Here is a 20,606-nt window from a genome sequence, read left to right on the forward strand (position 1 = left end):
GCGACGGTGACGGACGCCGATGGCGACACCGCCTCCACCGGCGCCATCAACATCGGCGGCGCCGTCACCTTCCTCGATGACGGCCCCACAGCAGTCGCGCCTGACTATGCCGTGTTGGCGAACGGTGCAGGTCATTCGGCCACGTTTGCCCTCGACGCAGACCACACGCTGACCAACAACTACGGGGCGGACGGCGCCGGCACGGCGATTTTCGCGGCGTCTCTCGATGGCGCGGACAGCGGCCTGACTTCGGGCGGCGCCCACATCATCTACGACGTGTCCGCGGACGGTCATACCCTGTATGGAAATGCCAACGGGGTGGCGGTGTTCACGGTCTCGCTCGACGCCCAGAACGCCAACTATACTGTGGCCATGAACGGAACGGTCGACAGCCTGACGCAGGTGACTTTCTCCAACGGCTCGTATGATTTCGACGGCGGCAACGGCGCCTGGGCCGGCTTCGTACCCACCGGTCAGAAGAACTCCGGCACCCCGGTCGACGATAATTCGCAGGACGTGCTTTTCACGCCTTTCGGCACCGGCACGACCATCAACGGCAACGCGAACTCCTTCGGTGTCGGCGGTGGCGCCGGCGGGCAGAACATCGGCGCGGGCGAAGGCATCCGGGTCGACTTCGTCCAGGATTTGACCGGCAACACGATGGGATCCGGCGGCTATGGCGTCGTCGCCAACCGCGACCACGTGTTCGACAATCACTATACCGCCAACGGCGCCACCTTCACCTTTGGCGACGGAAACACCAACACCGTGCTTCAAATCACGGCCAAGGACGACAACGCCACGACGGGTACCGACAACAACAAGGTCGTTGGGGACGGTGCACTCGATTCGGTCACGTCGGTCGCGATCGCGTATGACGGGCAGACGCAGATCGTCGATTTCGCGACCATCGGCACCAACGCAACGACATACACGGTTGGTAGTCCGGGTGGGCTGACGGACAGAACCTACACGGTTCACTTCGTCGATGTGGATCCCACCGCCGCAGTTCATTATGCCGCTCAGATAACAGGTATAATGGACGACCATGTTTCCGTCTCAACGTTCACGGCCGACGGCTACAACAGCCTGGAATTGTTGAACACGAGCGGCGACGACTTCGCCATCACCGGGTTCGGCGCAGCCGTTCAGAGCACCAACCCCGTCAACTTCAATCTGCCGATCCAGATCGTGGACGCGGACGGTGACCTGGCGACAAGTCTGATCGGCGTGACGCTGAGCGGGAACCCGATTGCGGATCACTCGGCGGACGCCGCCGGCGCTTCGCATATCTACACGTCGACGGCGGCGGCGCCCGATATCATCGGGTCTGCTTTCGACGACACCATCACCGGCAACGATGTCGGGAACATGCTGTATGGCGGAGGCGGAGTCGACAATTTGAGTGGAGCGGGCGGCAACGACACGCTAGTCGGCGGCGCCGGCAACGATACGCTCAATGGCGGGGCCGGCAACGACCTGCTCGTCGGCGGTGCTGGGCAGGACACGCTGACGGGCGGCACCGGCGCCGACACGTTCAGGCTCGACCACCTCGACATCAAGGATCTCATCACCGACTACAAGGGTGCCGAAGGCGACAAGATCGACCTATCGTCGCTGTTCGAGACCGCGCCGGGAGGCAACATCGCCGACTACGTGCACTATGACGCCGGCACGAAGACGCTGAGCGTCGACACCAACGGCGCGGCCGGCGGCGCGACTTTCGTGGACGTGGCGCAACTGACGAACACGCCTGCCGCCGGCACGATCAACATTCTCTATGACGACTCGAACCATCAACAGCATACGGCCACGATTTAGCACTTATGCGTGGCCACGCTTCCATGCTAAGCATTAGCAACGCATGAATTCGCAATTCGAAGAGGGGCTTACATGAAACGTTCCGTAAGATTGCTGGCTTCGGCCGCGGCGCTGCTGCTGGCCGGATCGACGGGCTTCGCCGCCGACATCATCGGCGAGCCGGCGGTGAATTATTGCCGCACCGTCGGCACATCGGACCTGGTGCTGACCGACAACATGGTCGAGCTCAAGGACCATGTGGTGAAGCTGATGGACGAATCGGTCGCCGTCGCCAACAGCCCGGAATGGATCAACTCGTCGCGCCCCGCCTTCGTCTGGGCGTCGGAAGCCAAGGTCGCCTGCGGCATGGCCTATGGCTACCTCAAGACGAACTACAAGGACGAAGACACGCTCAACAAATGCGAGTGCTTCCACGACCGCATGGTCGAATATATGCATTGAGCTGACGGGCAAGCGGACGCCGACTGGCTGCGATGGCGGCTGACGGAAAGCCAGTCAAGGCGATCGCGCTAGATCGTTTCATCGTTTCACGGAAACGGCGAAACGATCTATCTCGTTGTTTTGACGCAATTCCGAACGGAAAACCGCTACGCACTTTTCCTGGAATTGCTTTGGCGGTCGCCTTGCTTGGTCTCGGTCAAACATCTGTCCACGCCAACTGGCTGGAACGGCCGCAGCCGTTGAGGGCGCGGCCGGCGCACTGCGCTGCGGCGCCGGAGCGGACCCGCGAGACATTCAAGGCATTCGCCACCTGCCAGGCGTCGCTCTACGGCCTCGAGCCGGTGCTGGCGCATGCGGTGATGGAGATCGAAAGCGGCTTCGATCCTGGCGTGCGCGGCGCCGATGGCGAAGTCGGCCTGATGCAGGTGATGCCGGCAACGGCGCGGATGCTCGGCTTTCGCGGTTCGCTCGACGAGCTTGGCGAGCCTGCCACCAACATCGCGCTCGGCGTCAGATATCTGGCGCAGGCAAATAGGCTCTCCGCGGGCGATCTTTGCACCACCGTGATGAAATACCGGGCCGGGCACGGGGAAACCCGCTTCTCGGTCCGCTCGGTCAACTACTGCCAGCGCGCACGCGCGATCCTGGCACGGGAAGGCCTCGATGTGGCCGGGCCGCTGCCGGTGGCGACGATCGGATTCTCCGACGTCTCGACGATCGGCTTCTCCGACGCTTCCATGGACGGCGCGGTCACCGGCCAGGAGAAACGCGTGTGCGTGCGCCGATCGTTCGTGCCCGGGCCGCGCTACATGAAATGCGCCGAGTATCGCAGCCCGGCGCAAGCAAGGGCGATACAGGCGCTGAGAGCGCGGCTCTTCGATGGCTAAACCATGACGCAAGAATCACGGGACGGCCAAGCAAGCAAGACGGTAAGGTCGGTTGAAGACAGACCGGGGCAAATACCTGGCGGCATATGGGTGGAAGCATCATGAAAGTTGAGCGACACGATCCGGACCTGAAGCGCGCCGCGCCGAAACGGATCGTTGCGGCGCGCTTCAGGTCTTTGTCGGATGCATGTCGTCTCCCCAAAACCGGGACCACTTTTGGGCGACATGCATTGGGGGCGATCGCTCTGGGGCTCGTGGCGACGCTGTGCGGATGCCAGTCCAAGAGCGGCGCGTCGGATGTGCTCGATCCATCGGCGATTACGGCACCCGCGGGCCAGGCTGGCACTCCGGCGGCGTCCGCCCAGCAGGCAAGCGGTCAAACTTTGGCCAGCGCGACGTCGGGCGGCCCGACCTCGGCCGCCGCCGCCAAGGCCCAGCTGACGCTCGGCGCGGGACCGACCAAGGTGGCCATGCTGCTGCCGCTTTCGGCACCCGGCAGCACGGGTGAGAACGGCCGGAAAATGTATGACGGCGCGCGGCTGGCGATGGCCGACCTCGGCGACAAGCTTTTGACGCTGACGATCGAGGATACGCGCGGCGACAGCGGCTACGCCAAGGACCTCGCGGTGAAGGCGATCACCTCGGGCACGGCGAAGGTCGTCATCGGGCCGTCCGAGCTTGCGGCGGCGCAGCACCTTGCCAAGCTCTCCGGCTCGAAGCGGCCGCCGGTGCTGGCGTTGGCCGACAATTTCGCCGGCGGCCCCGGCGTCTATTCGGTAAGGCTCAGCGAAGCCGACAGCGCCGCCGCGGGCGCGGCGGCGATCGCCAGCAAGGGCGCCAGGAAATTCGTGCTGATGGTGCCTTCGGGCGCGGATTCGAGCCCCATCGAATCCCGTGTCGCCAACGCGCTCAGCATCTATGGCGCCACGCTTGCGGTAACGCTGCCCTATTCGGCGACGGATGGCGGCGCCAAGGTGGTGTCAGACATGGGCTCGCTGGTCGAGGCGCCCGACGCGGTGGTCGTCGCCTGCGGCGACGGCAGCCCTATCGCCGTGCTCTCGGCGCTGAAGGCAAAAGGCATTCCCGGCAAGGCGGTGACGCTGATCGGCACCGACCGCTGGCTCGAGCGGCCAATGGATCCGCTCTATGAGGGCGCCTATATCGCGACGCTCGACGAGGGCGAGACCGGGCCGATCGCCGACCGCTTCAAGGCGACCTACAAGTACCAGCCGGACGTCAACGTTGCCTATGCCTACGACATGGTGGCGCTGAGCGCTGGCATAGCGAGCTCGGCCGGCCCCGACGGCTTCAGCAAGCGGGTGCTGGAGAACGCGACCGGCTTCCGCGGCTCGACCGGCCTCTTCCGCTTCCGCAGCGACGGCTCGAGCCAACGGTCGATGCCTTTCTTCAAGGTGGAGAAGGGCCAGCTTAAGCTGGTGGAGAAGCAGACGGCGGGGTTTTGAAGGGGGCGAGCTCAGTTGAGCTGCTGCAGGATCCCGGAACTGGTTGCAACCATTAGTGCGTAATACATCTGCAAAGCTATCGCGCAGATGGCAGCAGCCGAAATCGGCACGCCGAACGGCACGACGCCCTTACGGTCCAGGTGTTGCACGTAGTGGCGGAACATGCCTGCGGGTAGAAGAAAAGGATTCTTGACCACGGCCGCGGTGGCGATGGCGAAAGCCAGCAGCAGTACTGAAAATACGACCAGGTCGGTTCCGCCAATCAGAAATGGCATAACGCTCATCAGCTTGACGTCGCCTGCGCCAACCTTGCGCAGAAGCCAGAACGGAAAGAGCGCGGCGAAAAGGATCACGCCGCCGATCGCGCTGATGCCCATTTCCAACCACGACCCGGTCTGCAATGCATGGAAATGCAGTGTTCCCAGACCGAGGCAGAGCAACAGCAGTACATCACGGTTCGAGATGCGCTGCGTAGAAAAATCAGTCCAGGCGACACGCCCGAGCAACAGGATTGCCAGTCCCTTGAAGATGAGCGAAGCGGCGAGCAAAAGGCTCATGACCGCTCGATGTTCCGTACGCTGGAGGACAGGAGCTTCAGATTGTTGGCCACGGTCGGATCGTTGGGCGCGAGCTCATAGGCCTTGAGGAAGTTGGTGCGCGCATCCTGCAGCTTGCCACGCAGCAGATAGGAATAGCCGACGTTGTTGTAATATTCCGGCGTGGCGCCGAGCAGACGATAGGCCCTAGCATAAGCCATGTCAGCCAGATCGAAGCGCCGGATACGGTCGCAGGACGCGGCAAGGCCAAGCCAGGCGACGCCGTCATTCGGTGCCAGCCGGGTTGCCTTGTAGAACAAGGCACCGGCGTTGCCGTAGTTTTCCGAGCGGAATTGGGTCTTGGCCTCGGTGACCGCTTGGTCGGAGGCATAGTAGTCGACATCGCTGACGGTCTTCAGCCCATCGAAGGCATCGCCGAATGCAGTGTAGTCGCCCTTGGCCGGCTCGTTGGTGCGCACGACACCGTCGGCGAGGTCTTTCGTCTGGCAGCCTGCAAGAAAAATAAGCAGCAGGCTGATCGCTAATGCGAGGCGCTTTGGCCGTGTCATAGTGTGTCCCACGAGTCCCCGACTTTGTTTTAAAGCCTATTCATACGACCGACTAGAAGAAAATGCCTCTCATGCGAATGATCACCGGCAAAAGAACGATCATCAGCACCACGGGAAAGATACAGACGCCGAGCGGGATCATCATCTTGACGGGCAGCGCATTGGCTTTCTCCTCCGCGTAGAAGATACGCTGCGTGCGCATTTCGTCGCTGTACACACGAAGGGCCTCAGTCAGGCTGGTGCCAAGTTCTTCCGACTGCCGAAACAGTACGGCAAGCGAACGCGCCTCGTCGAGGCCGATGCGGTCCGCAAGCTCGCGCAGTGCATCGCGCAGCGGCTTGCCGGCACGCAGCTGCAGATTCATGATCGAGAGCTGGATACCCAACCATTTGTGGGTGCCCGCCATTTCCTGGCTCACGCGCTCGACCGCCGCTTCCAGGCTCATGCCGGCGTCGGCGCAGGTGATCATCATGTCCATGAAATCGGGGAAGCCGCGGCGGTAGGTCTGTTTCTGCGCGTTCTCGAATCGATCGAGCGCGATGCTTGGAATGACCAGACAAGCGAGACCGAACAGGGCAGCGCCAGCGAACAATATGAAGCCTGGGATTTCCGGCGGGACCGCGGCGACCAGTCCGGCATAACACCCGAGAAAACCGATGGCGACGGCTGCGATGCGCGACAAGGTGTAGAGGACCGGCGCGCTGGAATAATAGAATCCTGCTCGAAAAAGCCGTGCTTCGAGCGCATTTGGCTCGCCGCGTTCCTTCTCGAGCGCGCGGAAATAGGCGTCGACGGGTCGCTGCGCCGCAATCTTGACGAGTTGCTGCTGAGCGTCCAGCGAACGCCTGTTCAGTCCTCCTTCCGACAGCAGGCTTTCGCCGACTAGCTTGCGAGTCTGAAAGGCAGGCAGGAAGACCAGCCCGCCGAACAGGAACAGCGCCATCGCCGCCAGAAAAACCGTAAGCGAGATGAGAAGCCCAGAACTCAGGATGTTCGAAACGACGTTGATAACCCGCTCCTATCAGAAATCGAAGTTGATCATACGATACATGATGAAGTCACCGAGCAGAGCCCACACACCGAAGATCGTGAACACTGGGAAGATAAGCGGGTTACCCCAGACCGCTCCATAATAACTCGGGGCAGAAAGCCAAAGGATCGCGAACATGACGAGCGGGAAGAGCGAGATGAACCATGCCGAGAAACGGCCCTCGGCAGAGAGTGCCCTGATCTTCAGCCGGAGCTTTTGCCGCTCACGCAGCACGGCCGACAGATTTGCAAGGATCTCTGTGAGATTGCCACCGGTCTTGGACTGAATTGAAAGCGACACTGAAAGGAGATGCAGTCCTTCAAAGCCGACACGCTCCGAGAGCTTTCGCGCCGCCTGCTCGATGCTCAATCCGAAGGTGATTTCGTCGGAAACGATGCCGAATTCGGTGCCGAGCGGGTCAGGCATTTCGCGCGCTACAAGACCAACCGCTACCGAGACTGGGTGACCGGCGCGCAGCGAACGCACGATCATGTCGAGCGCATTGGGCAATTGCTTGGCGAATTTCATGATCCGCTTGTCGCGGGTCCGGCGAAGGAAGAGGATCGGTAGGACGAAGCCAACAACAACGAAGGCGGCGAAGGCGGCGATTGCCGAAAGTCCCGCCAGCAGCTTGAGGAGCAATGCCACAACCAGTCCTGCCAAAATGAAGATGGCGGCAAATGTCAACGGATTTCCGGTGATGCCCGACTGCGTGTACAGCCGGTTCAGTGCGACCGCGCCAAAAATGTAGTCGCCGGAGTCTGTCAGACCACGTTCGCGCAGCAAACCTTGCAAGGTCTGCTCTGCAGGCGCTTCATCAGTCAGGCGTTTCAGCCGCCGATTGATGGTGCCAGCTCGCGTGCGGCCGCTGGAATAGGAAACGAAAAGCGCTTCGGCCGCGAGGATGACGGAAGCCGCTGCCAACACATAGATAAAGTAGATTAGGGTCTGGCCGGTCAGCATTAGAGCGGAACCTGCGGGTTGAAAGCATCCTTGCCGAAATGAAGGCCAAGGGTTGCCGCTTCCTGGGCAAAGCGCGGGCGGATGCCGGTGGCGCGGAATTCGCCGATGATCTGGCCATCCGCCCCAATATCACGGCGGACAAAGTGATAGAGTTCCTGCAACTGGACGACATTGCCCTCCATGCCGGTCAGTTCCGAAATCGAAATAACCCGCCGGCCGCCATCGGAGAGGCGCTGCGTCTGCACGATAATGTCGATGGCCGAAGCGATCTGTGCTCGGATGGATTCGTGGGTCATCGGCATACCTGCCATGCCGACCATCTGTTCCAGGCGCGAGAGCGCGTCGCGTGGCGTATTGGCGTGGATGGTGGTCATCGACCCTTCGTGGCCGGTGTTCATGGCCTGAAGCATGTCGAAGGCCTCCTCGCCGCGCACCTCGCCGACGATGATGCGGTCCGGCCGCATACGCAGCGCATTCTTGACCAGTTCGCGCTGGCGCACCTCGCCCTTGCCCTCGACATTGGGCGGGCGCGTCTCCAGCCTGCCGACATGCGGCTGCTGCAATTGCAGCTCGGCCGCGTCCTCGATGGTGATCATCCGCTCCTTGGCCGGAATGTAGCTCGACAGCGCGTTGAGCAAGGTCGTCTTGCCGCTGCCGGTGCCGCCCGAGACCAGGATCGACTTGCGTGATTGCACCGCGATTCGCAGCAGATCGACCATTGGCTGCCGGATCGAATTGAAGGCCATCAGGCGTTCGAGCGAATATGGATTCTTGGAGAATTTACGGATCGATACCAACGGGCCGTCGACCGAGATCGGTCGCACGGCGATGTTGACGCGTGAGCCGTCTTCGAGGCGGGCGTCGACCATCGGCGCGGATTCATCGACTCGACGGCCAATAGCCGAGACGATCTTATTGACGACGCGCAGCAGATGCGCCTCGTCACGGAACCGGATCGAGGTTTCCTCGAGCACGCCCCGCCGCTCGATGAAGACGTGGTTGTGGGTATTGATCAGAATGTCGGCGATCGAATCGTCCTTGAGCAGCGGCTCGATCGGTCCGAGACCCAGCATCTCGTCAGCCGTATCGCTGGTCAGTTGATCCAATTCGCGCGCGTTGAGCGGTACATTGCGAGCGCGAACGAATTCGCGAACGATCGGCCTGATCTCATTCAGGATCTCGTCCTTGGACGCATTTTCCAGAGCCGTCAGGTTGAAGCGGTCGATCAGGTGACGATGCAGTTCCACCTTGAGCGTCAGGAAATCGTCATTTTGTTCGACTTCTGCCGCAGGGACGGTCGCCGCTCCATTCAGCCCCTTGACAACAGCCGCTGGCTGCAGCGCCCGCTGCTCACTCTGTCCTTTGATGAAGCGACCCAACATGCCGCGCGAGCCCCCTGCCAAATCCCCACGATCGAAACTAAGCGTTAACCACGAGACGCACAAGCAGCTAGCAGGCCGGAAGCGTGTGTTACTTGCAACATAGTTAAAAAATTAAGTTCCGATAAAACTGTTTCACTTTCACCATGCCGTAAGAATGCCGACCAAAGTCCTAGGACCTTTGCCCACCAAGTAAGGACAAAGGTCGCTAACCCATTAGATATAATAAATTATGTAGGCCTTCTAATTCGTCAACGGAAAGGCGTAACCGTGGCCGAATTGTGAATGAATGGTTAAGACGGCTTGAAAAGCGAGGCGAATCAAGCTGTTGTCCAAACTTAAATCCTCGCCTCTCAGGTATTGAAAGGTTAAGGGACTGTTAATCCGTTTGACTCTGCTTTTTCACGCGACCTAGGATTGAACGTGACGGGGGATGCTTGGGTATGGGGTTCATCCTTAGGCTCGTCTCGTCGGGTTCAAACCTCCAAAGGGAGAAATTGGCATGAAGAAGCTCATGACGATGACCCGGCAGTTCCGCGACGATGAAAACGGCGCTGCTATGGTCGAATATTCCATCCTCGTCGGCATTATTGCCGGTGCGGCGATCCTGGCGATCGTTGCAATCGGTCTCTGGGTCAGCGGACGTTTCGGCGGCCTCTGCGACATTCTGAACGGCAAGGGCTCGACGGGCACCGCTGGTACGTTCGGTACCTGCGTCAAGGGCACCGGCGTCGGCACCTGATGGTTATTCCTCTGGCCCGGACCCTCAGGTCCGGGCCAGAGACTGACCAAAGGAGAATTCAATGGAAAAGCTTATCAGCATAGCTAAGCAGTTCCGCGATGACCAAAATGGCGCTGCCATGGTCGAATATTCGATCCTGGTCGGCATCATCGCCGGCGCGGCGATCCTAGCGATCGTCGCAATCGGTCTGTGGGTCAGCGGCCGCTTCGGCGGCCTGTGCGACATTCTCGACGGCAAGGGCTCCACTGGCACCGCTGGTACTTTCGGTACCTGCGTCAAGGGCACGGGCGTCGGCACCTGATGTTAATCCCAGGCCCGGGTCCTCAGGCCCGGGCCTGGCACTACGCCGCTATGGGCTGATGCGGCAGATCATAGGAAGCCTTTTTGGGGTGGGCTTATGCGCGCTAACACTGTCATCATGATTGTCCTCGCCTGCGTATTTGGCGTTCTAGCAGTTGTGCTAGCCAACATCTGGCTCGCCGACCAGCGAAACGCGATGGCCCAGACCGATAATGTCAAGCGCGACACGGTGGTGGTGGCAGCGGCGGCGTTGAAGTTCGGCGACACGCTGACTGCCGACAAGCTTCAGGAAATTGCCTGGCCAGCGGGCGCCGTTCCAGCCGGAGCTTTCAGGACGACCAAGGACCTGCTGGCGGGTCAAGGCAGCAAGCAAGCGCTGCAAGCAATCGGCGTCAACGAGCCTGTTCTGGCCGGCAAGATCACAGGCCCGGGCCAACGCGCAACGCTTTCGGCGGTGCTTGGCGAAGGCATGAAGGCTGTTTCCATCAGAGTCAATGACGTGCTGGGCGTGGCCGGTTTTGTCTTTCCCGGCGACCGGGTTGACATTCTGCTGACCCGTACTACCCAGGACGACGGCGGCGCGCCAAAGAGTTTTGTCGATGTGCTGCTGCAGAGCGTCAAGGTTCTTGCCGTCGACCAGGTTGCCGACGAGAGCAAGGATAGCCCGACGGTCGTCAAGGCAGTCACCGTCGAAGTCAACACCAAGGATGCGCAGAAGCTAACCCTGGCTGCTGGCGCTGGCCAATTGTCGCTGGCGCTTCGCCAAGCCGCTGCCGGCAATGGCGAGACGACTGAGCGTGTTACGCTTTCAGATTTGACCGGCGACACCCCGGAAGATGTTGCCAAGAGGCAGGCCGAGCTCGACAGGCAGAAGGCCGCCGACGCCGCAGCCGCGGCGGACCGCAAGCGCGCCGATGACGAGCGCAAGCGTTCGGACGAAAAGATCGCCGGTCTGGCCCAAGCCGTGGACCGGGTGGGCAGCCAGATCGACCAGTTGAGCAAGGTAAAGCCCGCACCTGCTGTTGCGCCCGCACCACAAACGCAGGAAGTTGTAAAGGAAGTGGTAAAATATGTGCAGCCGGAGCCGCCAGCCCGCGCTACAATAGGTGTCTTCCGAGGCGTGAAGCTCGAAACATACGACGTGCCCCGGCAGAGATAAGCGGCGCATTCGGATTAAGGGGATCCGGGTGGGTCCACAAAGGGGGACGACCTAGATGCGAATTTTTCGGGGATCACTGGCCGCCGCCGCTTTGGCCTGGTCCTGCATTTTGTTGGCGTTCAGCCCCGCGGTTCATGCCGCCGATCGCTTCATCGATGTGTCGAGTCCGTCGCTGCACCGCGTGTTCGTGCCCATTTCTCAATCCGCAACGATCCAGGTCAACGCCACGCTGGGCGATATCGTCGTCGGCGACGAGAAGATCGCCGATGCGCAGCCTATGACCGACAAGACGCTTTATATTATCGGCAAGAGCGTCGGCACCACCACGGTCAATCTCTTCTCCGAGGACAAGCGCTCGCTCGGCGCCATCCAGATCGAGGTCGGCCAGGATGTCAGCGACATGGCGGTCGCTATTCGCCAGGTGGCGCCAAGGGCTCGCATCGAGATCGGTTCCATCAACGGCAAGATCAGGCTTTCCGGCCATGTCAAGGACGCCGCAACGCTGGCGTCCATCGTGGAGGTCACCCAGCAATATGGTCCGGACGCGATCATCAATGCGGTGACGATCGATGACAGCGAGCAGGTCAATCTTTCGGTGCGCATCCTGGAAGCCAAACGCAATGCCGACCGCGATCTCGGGGTGTCCTTCAGGGGCGCAAATCGGAGCGGCAAAACCGCTTTTGGAACTGGTGATGCAACTGTGGATAAAGATGGAACGGTGCTTGGACCCGGCGACCTGGTCAGCGGGCTTCTGTCAGGCTCAAGCCCATTTGGGGCGCTGATCACGCGCATTATCGACAGCAACGTCAAAGTCGACCTGATTATCCAGGCGCTCGAGTCGAAAGGCGTCGTGCGATTGCTGGCCGAACCGAATCTGACCACGGTGTCCGGCGAGGTGGCCAGCTTCAACGCCGGTGGCGAAGTCCCAATCCGCAGCACCACCACCAATGGTGAAGTCCAGATCCAGTACAAACAATTCGGCGTCAATCTTAACTTCATCCCCGTCGTGCTCGACGACGGCAAGATACACATCAAGCTCTCGCCTGAAGTCAGCGACCTGACAGGGTTCACCCCCGCCGGTGACCCGATCTTCACCAATAGGAAGCTCTCGACCGTGGTCGAGTTGCGTGACGGCCAGAGTTTCGCGGTTGGGGGACTTCTGTCCAGCAAGAATACAAGGCTGCAGGACCAGGTGCCGTGGCTAGGCCAGGTACCGATCGTCGGCGCGCTGTTCAAAAATTCGAGCACGCAGAAGGAAGAGACCGAACTGGTCGTCATCGTCACGCCGCATCTCGTGCGGCCGGTGAAGCCGGGCGAGCAATTGGCGACGCCTTTTGACAAGACGAGGCCGGCGAACGACCCGGAGCTCATGCTGCTCGGCCAGCTCGAAGTCAGCAAGGACATGATCCGCATGTACGAGCATGGCGACGGCGTCACCGGCCCCTACGGCCACATGCTGGATGTCAAATCGAAGGACAAGCTGGTCTATGTCAAGAAATAAGCTTCTGCTCGTTCTTCTCGGCACCAGCCTGCTTGCCGGCTGCGCGGCCGACTATCTGAACAACTACGATACGATGACTTTGGCATCGGGGGACTCGCAGAAAGCCAACCAGCTGCTGCAGACGGTCGACCCATACAATCCGGTTTCGAACAACACGAAGATCGAAGGCGACGGCGCACGGTCCGTCGGAGCAGTCCAGCGGTACAGAATTCCGCCGCCTCCGCCGCCAACAACGAACATGACGGTCAACGTCGGTCCGAACACGCAGTGAACTGAACGAAAGGAAGCGGTGTATCGGGCAAGCGAGGAGCCCGACACGAAGGGTAAGGGTAGGCCATGCTGCGAACCATTCGCGCGTTCTGGCACGATCAGAGTGGATTAGCGTTGATCCTCGTCAGCATAATGCTGCCGGCGATCATCGGTTTGTCCGTGCTGGCGATCGACATGAGCCGGATGAACAATCTGCACAACGATCTGCAGAAGGGGACCGACGCGATGTCGATCGCCGCTGCTGCCGAACTTGATGGTCGCGCCGATTCCATCACCAGGGCGGACCGGGCCCTTGCCAATCTGGTCGCAAATAATTACGCCTTCGCCGGCACGTCTGGGGCCTACCAGACGCTAAAGGCCGCTGGCGTGACGCGGCGCTACCTGCGATCTCTCCCCGCCTCTGATGATCAACCTATTACCGCTGCCAATGTCATCACCGATGAGGTGGCGGGAGCGATTGAGGCGAGGTTCGTCGAGGTGCGGGTTACGCCGGTCGGATTTTTCGTGATGTTCCCGGCTTCTTTCAACAGCGGCAATGCCAACGACGATTCGATGAGCATCGGCGCGATCTCGGTCGCCGGCTTCGTGCGCGGGGTCTGCAATTTCACGCCGGTCTATATCTGCAACCCTTATGAAGGGACGGGGGACACCATCTATTCCGTTGCGGCCGACCCCGTAAAACGCCGCCGCCTGATCGAACTGCGCCAGCAGGGTGGCAATTCAGCGCAGAACTCGCCTGGCAACTATGGCTTCCTGCAGCCGCCCGGCGGCTCCGGCGGCGCCAACGCCATTCGCGACATGATCGCCAAGACCAGGTCGCAGGCCTGCTACAATTCGCGCGGCGTGCTGCTGAGGCCCGGCTTCATCGCGACGGTCCGTGACGCGCTCAACGTCCGCTTCGATGTCTACAACGGGTCGATGAACGGCAACAAGAACGACCCCGACTATGCACCTGGTGAAAATGTCAGGAAGGGCTACCAGTCAAATGGCAAGGGCAGCGGCAGCGCGTGCAATGCCGATATCGCCAGCCCCCCGGCCCCGACACAGTATGACGCCTTCCCGCGCGACAACTGCTTTTCCACGAGTTGCTCGATTGCCAGCGGACGGGTAGGAGATGGCGATTGGGACTTCAACCAATATTGGAGCACCAATTTCGCCACTACCGTGAATCCGGTGACGGTGCCGAAGCCGGTCGGTGCCGATGGCATAAGCCCCGCCAGCAACACGAACCAACCGACGCGCTATAACGTGTATCGCTATGAAATCGCACAAGGCATCGTCGACCATCCCTCGAATGGCGGCGAGATTGGTACACCGGCCTGCTCGTCAAACAGTGTTTCCAATCCGGACCGGCGCATCATCTATGGCGCGATACTGAATTGCCAGGCGCTGTCCGCCGCCGGCTTGATGGGAGGCGGCAACTCCTCGCCGCCTCTGCCCGTAGAGGCCTTCGGTAGCTTCTTTATCACCGAGACGGTCGAAAGCGGATCGGATCAAACCATCAGGGTTGAGCTCGTCGACGTCACCGGGCGCGAAGGTGCAGGAACGCTCGACAACTTTCTGCGCGACGAAGCGCAGCTCTATCGGTGACGGCAATGGTTCGGCTGATTGCTCGTCATCTAAGGAGATTCCGCCGCGACCAGCGTGGCACGGTGCTTGTCGAAATGGCGCTCGTTGGCCCGCTGATGCTGTTCCTGTCGGCGGGCGTGTTCGAATTCGGCAACCTCATCCACGACAAGCTGTTGATGGAGACCGGCCTCTCCGACGGAGCGCGGTTTGCCGCGCGCTGCAACAGCAAGCTATACACCGATGCGGGGCTCGCGGCGATCGACTGCGCCGATCTCGCCAAGAGCATCACTGTGTTCGGTAATGTAGCAGGGACAGGACCTGCCCGTCTTTACGGTTGGAAAAAGTCGGATGTCACGATTAACATCGCCGATCCGGCCACTTGCAAAAACGCGATTGATCCAAGCACCGGCACTGTCCTCTACCTCTCGACCACGTCGCAGGTCTGCATCGTAACGGCGTCCGGCAGCTATGCCTACGGCAGCCTTGACAGCGCCGGATTGCTTTCGCTGTTCAACTTCACCGCCGTCACGCTTGGGGCCAGCCATCAGGAGCGGTTGATCCGATTTTAGTATGCTGAAGCAGTTCGTACGATCGGAGGATGGAGCAACGATGGTCGAGTTGGCCATCTCTTTAACGCTGCTGCTGGTCCTGACCCTCGGCTTCGTCGATTTCGGTTTCGCGTTTTATCAATGGAACGCCGCCACCAAGGCGGTCCAAATCGGCGCAAGACTGGCCTCGATTTCCGATCCTGTTGCGTCGGCATTGACGACAGCCGCCCCGATTTCAAATCCGGGAGCTCCGGTCGCTGCCGGCGCCTACGGTCCTTTCGTCTGCACGGGAGCGGGCTCCTGCACCAACGGCGGCGGATTCAGCGCCGCCGCTTTCAGCCGGATCTTCCGCGGCGACACGGCAAACACCAATGACGATACCTGTCCTAGCCCAGCAAACGGCCAACGGCCCGGCATGTGCCAGTTTTTCCCGGGCTTGCAGCGCGCGAATGTCGTGGTGACCTACACCGCCACCGGCCTCGGCTATCAGACGCGATTGGACGGACCGGTGCCGACCATCACCGTCAGCCTGCAGAACATCAATTTCCAGTTCTTCTTCCTAGGCGGCCTGCTCGGGTTCTCAAACCTCACGGTGCCCTCCATGCAGAGCACGGTAACGGGCGAAGATTTGAAGAGTACGTCGCCATGAACGCCATCGACACCAGGGTTCTCCCAACCAAGCGCAAGCAAGTGGCGCTGTTTTCGTCCGATCCGGCCTTCAGGCACGATGTGACGACAAGGCTCGATGCGCTGGCGATCTATGACGTGAAGGTCTCGGACGCGGCGGAGTTCCTCAAAGGGCCGCCTGTCGACAGCCGGCCTGGCATCATCATCCTCGATCTCGGCAATGGCGAACTGCTCGGCAATGCGGCGATCGTCGAGGCGCGCGCGGCCTGGGCCTCGGTGCCGCTGATCGCGATCTCCGACGAGCTCACCTCCGAGCAGACGCGCGTCCTGGTGCGCATGAACGCGTCGGACTGGCTGCACAAGCCGCTCGACGCCAAGGAGCTGCTCAACGCCGTCACCTTCCACGACACCGGCAGCCAGGGCACCAAGAGCCGCATCGTCACCTTCATCGCCGCCAGCGGCGGCGCCGGCGCAACCACGCTGGCGATCTCGGCGGCGGAGCACCTTGCCTCGAAATCGGCCGAGCGCGCGGCCTCGACCTGCCTCGTCGACCTCGACTTCCAGAGCGCCAATTGCGGCGCCTACCTGAACCAGTTCAACCAGTTCGACCTCTCCGGCATCATCGGCCAGCCGGACCGGCTCGACGTCGAGCTCATGGACGTCATCAAATTGTCGCGGCCGTCCGGCCTGACGCTCTACTCCTTCGAGCGGCCGCAGTTGCCGTTCGAGCCGCACGGTTCCGACTTCGTCTTCAGGCTGCTCGATCTCGTCGCCTACCGCTTCGACGACATCGTCATCGACCTGCCCAATATCGAGACGCCGTGGCACGATTCGGTGCTGCGCACGAGCGACGAGATCTTCATCGTCTTCGAGCTCAACGTCGCCTCGCTGCGGCAAGGCAAGCGGCTCTACAAGAAGATCCGTGAATTGCGCGGCAACAAGGTCAGCATCACGCTGGTCGCCAACAAGCACAAGCGCAAATGGTTCGGCAACCACTTCTCGCGCAGCGAGCTGGAGAAGATCTTCAAGGCGCCGCACATCAAGTCGCTGGCGCTGGACAACGCGCTTCTGGCCGACGCGCTGAACCGCGCCATCCTGCCTTCCGAGGTGGATGGGCGCGCGCGCTTCAACAAGGATTTGAAACGCATGTTCAAGGAACGGCTAGACAATGCCCAGCGCTAGCCGCTTCACTGCCGCGCACCTAGCCGGTGCCTTTGTGGCCGGCGTGGTGCTGGTGTCGGCTTGCGGTTTGGCGGAGGCCGGATCGCCGCCGCTGCCGGCCATGGGCCCCAGCCTGCGCAAGGCGGTCGCCTTTGAGACCGGCGAGCAGCCGGGCACGATCGTCATCCGCAAAAACGAGAAGGCGCTCTACCTGGTGACGGGCCAGGGCCAGGCGCTGCGCTACCAGATCAGCGTCGGCCGCGACGGCTTCGGCTGGACCGGAACGGTCAAGGTAGCCTCCAAGACCGAATGGCCGCAATGGCGTCCGCCCAAGGAAATGCGCGCGCGCCAGCCGGAACTGCCGGCGATGGTGCCGGCCGGTCCCTACAATCCGCTCGGCGCCCGGGCGCTTTATCTGTCACGCGACGGGCGCGACACGCTCTATCGCATCCATGGCACCAACGATCCCAAGGGCGTCGGTTTCGACGGCACGTCCGGATGCTTCCGGCTGACGAACACCGATGTGATCGATCTCTTCAAGCGCGTCGCGGTGGGCGCAAAGGTGGTGGTTGAATGACGATGATCAGCGAGCCGGACGCTCCGGCAATCGAACTCGGCCACAGGGAAGCCGCTCCGGGAAAGCCCAGCCGGGCCAGACTGATCGGTGTTCTCGCGGTGGGCGCCGCGCTCATCACCTTCGTCAACGTGACGGCCGCCGTCTATCTCTATCGCGGCGTCAACGACCTCAAGACGATGGAGGCGCGGCTGGGAGAGCTCGGCCAGTTCGAGCAGCGGATCGGCGCCCGCATCGACACCGTCAACAATGGTTTCCAGAGCCGGTTCGAGACGCTGGACCGTCAGTTGCAGGCGAATTTCGGCCAGATCAACGGCAATATTGCCAAGCTGGAGCAAGGCCAGCCCGTCGCCGCCAGCGAGCCAGCGCCTGGCGCGCCGGAGCCAGCCCTACTCGACAACACCACGGTGGCGGATGCTTCCGCGGCCGACGAAAGCGGAGGCGATGCCGCCGACGCGCGGCCCTCGTTCAAGCGGAAGGTCGCGCCTCCGGGGCCCAACCCGGCCTACCAGCGCATCCAGCAGCCCGACGGCAAGGTCTATTACAAGAAGATCAACTGAACGCGCCGGGCTGTCGTTGCTGCTTTGGATTATAGATCGCGCTGCAGCGCCAACATGCGGACTGCGCGGGCTTCGGCGCGCTGCCTGGTCTCGTGCAGGAACGCGACATGGCAGTAAGCGCAGGCCGCGAGACCGAGGCATAGCAACAGGCAGTTCTGCAAGCTGAGGTCGACCATCACCGAGAACTGAAGCCCATGAGGCGTAACGAAGGCAGCAATAGTGCTTGCCGTTTCCGCGTGGCTGCTCAGCGCCATCATGAACCCGGCGAAAATAATTGCAGCATGATTGGCGAGAAAGAAGCCGCCGGACCATTTGGACCGGCTGGCCATCCAGCAGGCGCCTGCCGCGAAGACGATAATGGCAGCATCCAGCGCCAACGACCCGCCGAGATAGACGTGCGCCTGCTGCCAGAACATGGTCGAGAACGGGCGCAGCTCCAGCCAGGCATGCCACACAGCGGGGCTGGCCGGATAGAAGCCGAGAAGCATTGCTGCCGCTCGCTCCGCCGCCAGCAGAAGCAGCACCAGGGCCGGAAAGGCAAAAAGCAGTATCGGCTTGCGCATCGTGTCATCCCCTCGACATCCGATCACCGATTCTAGGCCGCATTGGTTGCGCGACACTTAACGCAACGCCTTGCTTTTCAAGGATTGTCGCTCATGTCTAATGTATGATCCGGTTCAACGGGGGTGACGCCGTGTCGACAGGAGCTAACGGGTTGGGCTCGGGCGGCATCATCGACAGCCGCCGCGACCTCGCGGGGTTCCGCGCGTGAGTCAGGCGAATCCGCCCGGCCGCCCGTTGCTGGCGTCCGCGCTCGGCGGTCTCGGGCTGCTCGCAGGCATGGCGCTGATCGCCGAGGGCGGGCGCCGGCTGCCGCCCGCTTCGATCGCATCGGCTCAGGGCGCCGGTGACCTGAAGGCGGTCTCCCATGCCCCGATCCATGACGCGCGGCCGGGCCAGCCGGCGCGCAAGATCGCCGAGGATCTCATTGCGCCGCCGCCGCTCGACCCATCCCGGATCGAGCGCATCGAACCGCGTCCTCCGCTTGGCGAACTCGGGCTTGCGCCGCGACCGAAGACGCCGATGCCGCAGGATTGGCGCGAGACCCTGCTTTTCGGTCCGGTCGCGACCTCCGCGGCGGTCTTCGAAGCCATGGGACGCACGGTTGCCATCAGCGGGACGGTCGACATAGATCCGGACAGGACCTGCACGTTCGACGACACCGCCTGGCCCTGCGGCCAGCGGGCGCGGGCCGTCTTCAACGCCTGGCTGCGCGGCCGGGCGCTGAAATGCCTGCTGCCGCCGGACGCCGACCGTTTCGCCATCGCGGCGCCCTGCGCGCTGGGCAAGCAGGATGTCGGCGCCTGGCTGGTTTCAAACGGCTGGGCGATGGCCGCTCCGACCGGCATTTACGGCAAGGCGGAGGTGGTGGCGAGAAACGCCCGGATGGGCATTTTCGGCCCACCGCAATAACGCGACAGCGGGAAAGTCAGTGGCCAGTTCTCCTCGCGGACTTGCGTGAAAGCAGAATGGTCAGAGCGGTTCGGCAATTCTAAAACCTGGGCCGACGACCGGGCCGGTCATCAGCCGCGGGCCGCGGCCGATGGCGCGCCGGATTCAGCGCTTGCCATGGAGAAGATGCCGACTTGCATCAAATTGTACGCTTTCCTGACACCGAAATCGTAACCGGCCCCCTGTAAACGATGCGTCGAACAGGAGATTGGCCCTTGACCACGAAAACACCGACCGCGGCGGTTCAAACGTGGAAGCACCTCATCTTGCTGGCCGTGCTTGGCACCGCCGCCTGCGTCGCGCTTTCGCTGGGGTTGAACTACTTGCTGCTTTTCAGCGACAGCCTCACACCATTCGGCCGCGGGGCCGTTACGGCAATCGTCGTGCCGATCGTCATCGGTCTGCCGTTGTTTGCCCTCACCGGCTGGCAACAGATCGAGATGCGCCGCTACCGGCAGGAACTCACCAGGTTCGGCACCTATGACCAACTGACCGGCTGCCTGAACGGCAAGGTGTTCACCTCGATGGTCGACAGGAGGGCGGCGAGACCGGTCGGCCCGCGCTCGGGGGCCTTTCTGGTGATCCATCCGCAACATCTGACGTCGATCAACCTGCGTTTCGGCCTCGAATGGGGCGACGAGGCCTTGCGGCTGATCGCGTCGGCCATCCGGTCCGCGGTGCGCAAGGACGATCTGATCGGCCGGATCGGAACCTCGATGTTCGGCGTCTTCCTGCCGGGCGCGAGCGAAGAGGACGCCAAGGACGTGGGCGAGCGCATTCGCGGCACGGTCGGCGAGATCTATTTCGCGCCGAAAGGCGACAAGGACGTGCTTGCGATCAGTGTCGGCGGCGTCATTTTCGAGCGTGAGCTGGATTTCGAGGACATGTTCCGCTTCGCGGAGGAAGGCATGGCCGAGGCCTCGGACGAAGCCGGCCTGCGGCTGTCGCACGTCACCAACTGAGCCGGCGCGATCGCCCGACAGGCTCACTTCGA

General features: G+C 61.8%; 23 protein-coding genes. 17 read left to right on the forward strand and 6 right to left on the reverse strand.

All coding sequences use genetic code 11. The annotated features are described in order from the left end of the window. The 4 genes from FJ414_RS32050 to FJ414_RS30205 form a co-directional block, all read left to right on the forward strand. The coding region (locus FJ414_RS32050) for a type I secretion C-terminal target domain-containing protein (protein ID WP_140648002.1) at nt 1-1,821 on the forward strand (1,821 nt) is incomplete at its 5' end. Between the two features lie 72 nt (nt 1,822-1,893). Further along, on the forward strand, nt 1,894-2,262 hold the full coding sequence (locus FJ414_RS30195) for a hypothetical protein (protein ID WP_140648003.1): 369 nt from the start codon (nt 1,894-1,896) through the stop codon (nt 2,260-2,262). Nucleotides 2,263-2,444: 182 nt separating this feature from the next. Beyond that, nucleotides 2,445-3,149 (forward strand): transglycosylase SLT domain-containing protein, encoded by a 705-nt coding sequence (locus FJ414_RS30200; protein WP_181181754.1) that lies wholly within the window; start codon nt 2,445-2,447, stop codon nt 3,147-3,149. Nucleotides 3,150-3,379: 230 nt separating this feature from the next. Next, nucleotides 3,380-4,612 (forward strand): penicillin-binding protein activator, encoded by a 1,233-nt coding sequence (locus tag FJ414_RS30205; RefSeq protein ID WP_140648004.1) that lies wholly within the window; start codon nt 3,380-3,382, stop codon nt 4,610-4,612. Between the two features lie 11 nt (nt 4,613-4,623). Here FJ414_RS30205 and FJ414_RS30210 read toward each other — a convergent pair whose 3' ends face one another. The 5 genes from FJ414_RS30210 to FJ414_RS30230 form a co-directional block, all read right to left on the reverse strand. After that, the gene (locus tag FJ414_RS30210) at nt 4,624-5,169 is read right to left on the reverse strand and encodes a prepilin peptidase (protein ID WP_140648005.1); all 546 of its coding nucleotides are present in this window, start codon (nt 5,167-5,169) and stop codon (nt 4,624-4,626) included. Further along, complete coding sequence (locus FJ414_RS30215; RefSeq protein WP_140648006.1) at nt 5,166-5,717, reverse strand: tetratricopeptide repeat protein; 552 nt, start codon at nt 5,715-5,717, stop codon at nt 5,166-5,168. The genes FJ414_RS30210 and FJ414_RS30215 overlap by 4 nt, the downstream gene beginning before the upstream one ends. Nucleotides 5,718-5,769: 52 nt before the next feature. After that, nucleotides 5,770-6,660, reverse strand: a complete 891-nt coding sequence (locus tag FJ414_RS30220; RefSeq protein WP_140648007.1) for a type II secretion system F family protein — start codon at nt 6,658-6,660, stop codon at nt 5,770-5,772. 78 nt (nt 6,661-6,738) lie between these two features. Next, a complete protein-coding gene (locus tag FJ414_RS30225; RefSeq protein WP_140648008.1) occupies nt 6,739-7,710 on the reverse strand; it encodes a type II secretion system F family protein in 972 nt (323 codons plus the stop codon). Next, nucleotides 7,710-9,092: a CpaF family protein gene (locus FJ414_RS30230; RefSeq protein ID WP_140648009.1), complete on the reverse strand. Its 1,383-nt coding sequence runs from the start codon at nt 9,090-9,092 to the stop codon at nt 7,710-7,712. The genes FJ414_RS30225 and FJ414_RS30230 overlap by 1 nt, the downstream gene beginning before the upstream one ends. 499 nt (nt 9,093-9,591) lie before the next feature. On the opposite strand from FJ414_RS30230, the gene FJ414_RS30235 reads away from it, so the two are divergent. The 11 genes from FJ414_RS30235 to FJ414_RS30285 all read left to right on the forward strand — a co-directional run bounded on the left by FJ414_RS30235 (nt 9,592) and on the right by FJ414_RS30285 (nt 18,100). Further along, a complete protein-coding gene (locus FJ414_RS30235; protein ID WP_140648010.1) occupies nt 9,592-9,831 on the forward strand; it encodes a Flp family type IVb pilin in 240 nt (79 codons plus the stop codon). A 61-nt stretch (nt 9,832-9,892) separates the two neighbouring features. Then, nucleotides 9,893-10,132, forward strand: a complete 240-nt coding sequence (locus tag FJ414_RS30240; RefSeq protein ID WP_140648011.1) for a Flp family type IVb pilin — start codon at nt 9,893-9,895, stop codon at nt 10,130-10,132. A gap of 96 nt (nt 10,133-10,228) precedes the next feature. Continuing rightward, a complete protein-coding gene (gene cpaB, locus FJ414_RS30245; protein WP_140648012.1) occupies nt 10,229-11,290 on the forward strand; it encodes a Flp pilus assembly protein CpaB in 1,062 nt (353 codons plus the stop codon). A gap of 55 nt (nt 11,291-11,345) precedes the next feature. Further along, entirely contained in the window at nt 11,346-12,791 is a 1,446-nt protein-coding gene (locus FJ414_RS30250) for a type II and III secretion system protein family protein (protein WP_140648013.1), read from the forward strand. After that, on the forward strand, nt 12,778-13,062 hold the full coding sequence (locus FJ414_RS30255) for a hypothetical protein (protein ID WP_140648014.1): 285 nt from the start codon (nt 12,778-12,780) through the stop codon (nt 13,060-13,062). The genes FJ414_RS30250 and FJ414_RS30255 overlap by 14 nt, the downstream gene beginning before the upstream one ends. 65 nt (nt 13,063-13,127) lie before the next feature. Then, nucleotides 13,128-14,651, forward strand: a complete 1,524-nt coding sequence (locus FJ414_RS30260) for a TadE/TadG family type IV pilus assembly protein (protein WP_140648015.1) — start codon at nt 13,128-13,130, stop codon at nt 14,649-14,651. A gap of 5 nt (nt 14,652-14,656) precedes the next feature. Then, on the forward strand, nt 14,657-15,199 hold the full coding sequence (locus FJ414_RS30265; protein WP_140648016.1) for a TadE/TadG family type IV pilus assembly protein: 543 nt from the start codon (nt 14,657-14,659) through the stop codon (nt 15,197-15,199). A gap of 40 nt (nt 15,200-15,239) precedes the next feature. Further along, nucleotides 15,240-15,827 carry a TadE/TadG family type IV pilus assembly protein gene (locus FJ414_RS30270; protein WP_246672534.1) on the forward strand — a complete coding sequence of 196 codons (588 nt, stop codon included), beginning with the start codon at nt 15,240-15,242 and terminating at the stop codon, nt 15,825-15,827. After that, the gene (locus FJ414_RS30275) at nt 15,824-16,987 is read left to right on the forward strand and encodes an AAA family ATPase (protein ID WP_140648018.1); all 1,164 of its coding nucleotides are present in this window, start codon (nt 15,824-15,826) and stop codon (nt 16,985-16,987) included. The genes FJ414_RS30270 and FJ414_RS30275 overlap by 4 nt, the downstream gene beginning before the upstream one ends. Continuing rightward, nucleotides 16,974-17,543 (forward strand): L,D-transpeptidase, encoded by a 570-nt coding sequence (locus tag FJ414_RS30280; RefSeq protein ID WP_140648019.1) that lies wholly within the window; start codon nt 16,974-16,976, stop codon nt 17,541-17,543. The genes FJ414_RS30275 and FJ414_RS30280 overlap by 14 nt, the downstream gene beginning before the upstream one ends. Next, nucleotides 17,540-18,100, forward strand: a complete 561-nt coding sequence (locus tag FJ414_RS30285; protein ID WP_140648020.1) for a hypothetical protein — start codon at nt 17,540-17,542, stop codon at nt 18,098-18,100. The genes FJ414_RS30280 and FJ414_RS30285 overlap by 4 nt, the downstream gene beginning before the upstream one ends. A 29-nt stretch (nt 18,101-18,129) precedes the next feature. Here FJ414_RS30285 and FJ414_RS30290 read toward each other — a convergent pair whose 3' ends face one another. Further along, a complete protein-coding gene (locus FJ414_RS30290) occupies nt 18,130-18,720 on the reverse strand; it encodes a hypothetical protein (RefSeq protein WP_246672535.1) in 591 nt (196 codons plus the stop codon). Between the two features lie 148 nt (nt 18,721-18,868). Between FJ414_RS30290 and FJ414_RS30295 the strand changes: the two genes are divergently transcribed. After that, a complete protein-coding gene (locus FJ414_RS30295) occupies nt 18,869-19,573 on the forward strand; it encodes a thermonuclease family protein (RefSeq protein ID WP_246672536.1) in 705 nt (234 codons plus the stop codon). A 254-nt stretch (nt 19,574-19,827) separates the two neighbouring features. Beyond that, complete coding sequence (locus FJ414_RS30300) at nt 19,828-20,574, forward strand: GGDEF domain-containing protein (RefSeq protein ID WP_246672537.1); 747 nt, start codon at nt 19,828-19,830, stop codon at nt 20,572-20,574. The last annotated feature ends 32 nt before the right edge of the window (nt 20,575-20,606 follow it).

The organism is Mesorhizobium sp. B3-1-6 (assembly GCF_006439555.1).
Classification (GTDB): domain Bacteria; phylum Pseudomonadota; class Alphaproteobacteria; order Rhizobiales; family Rhizobiaceae; genus Mesorhizobium.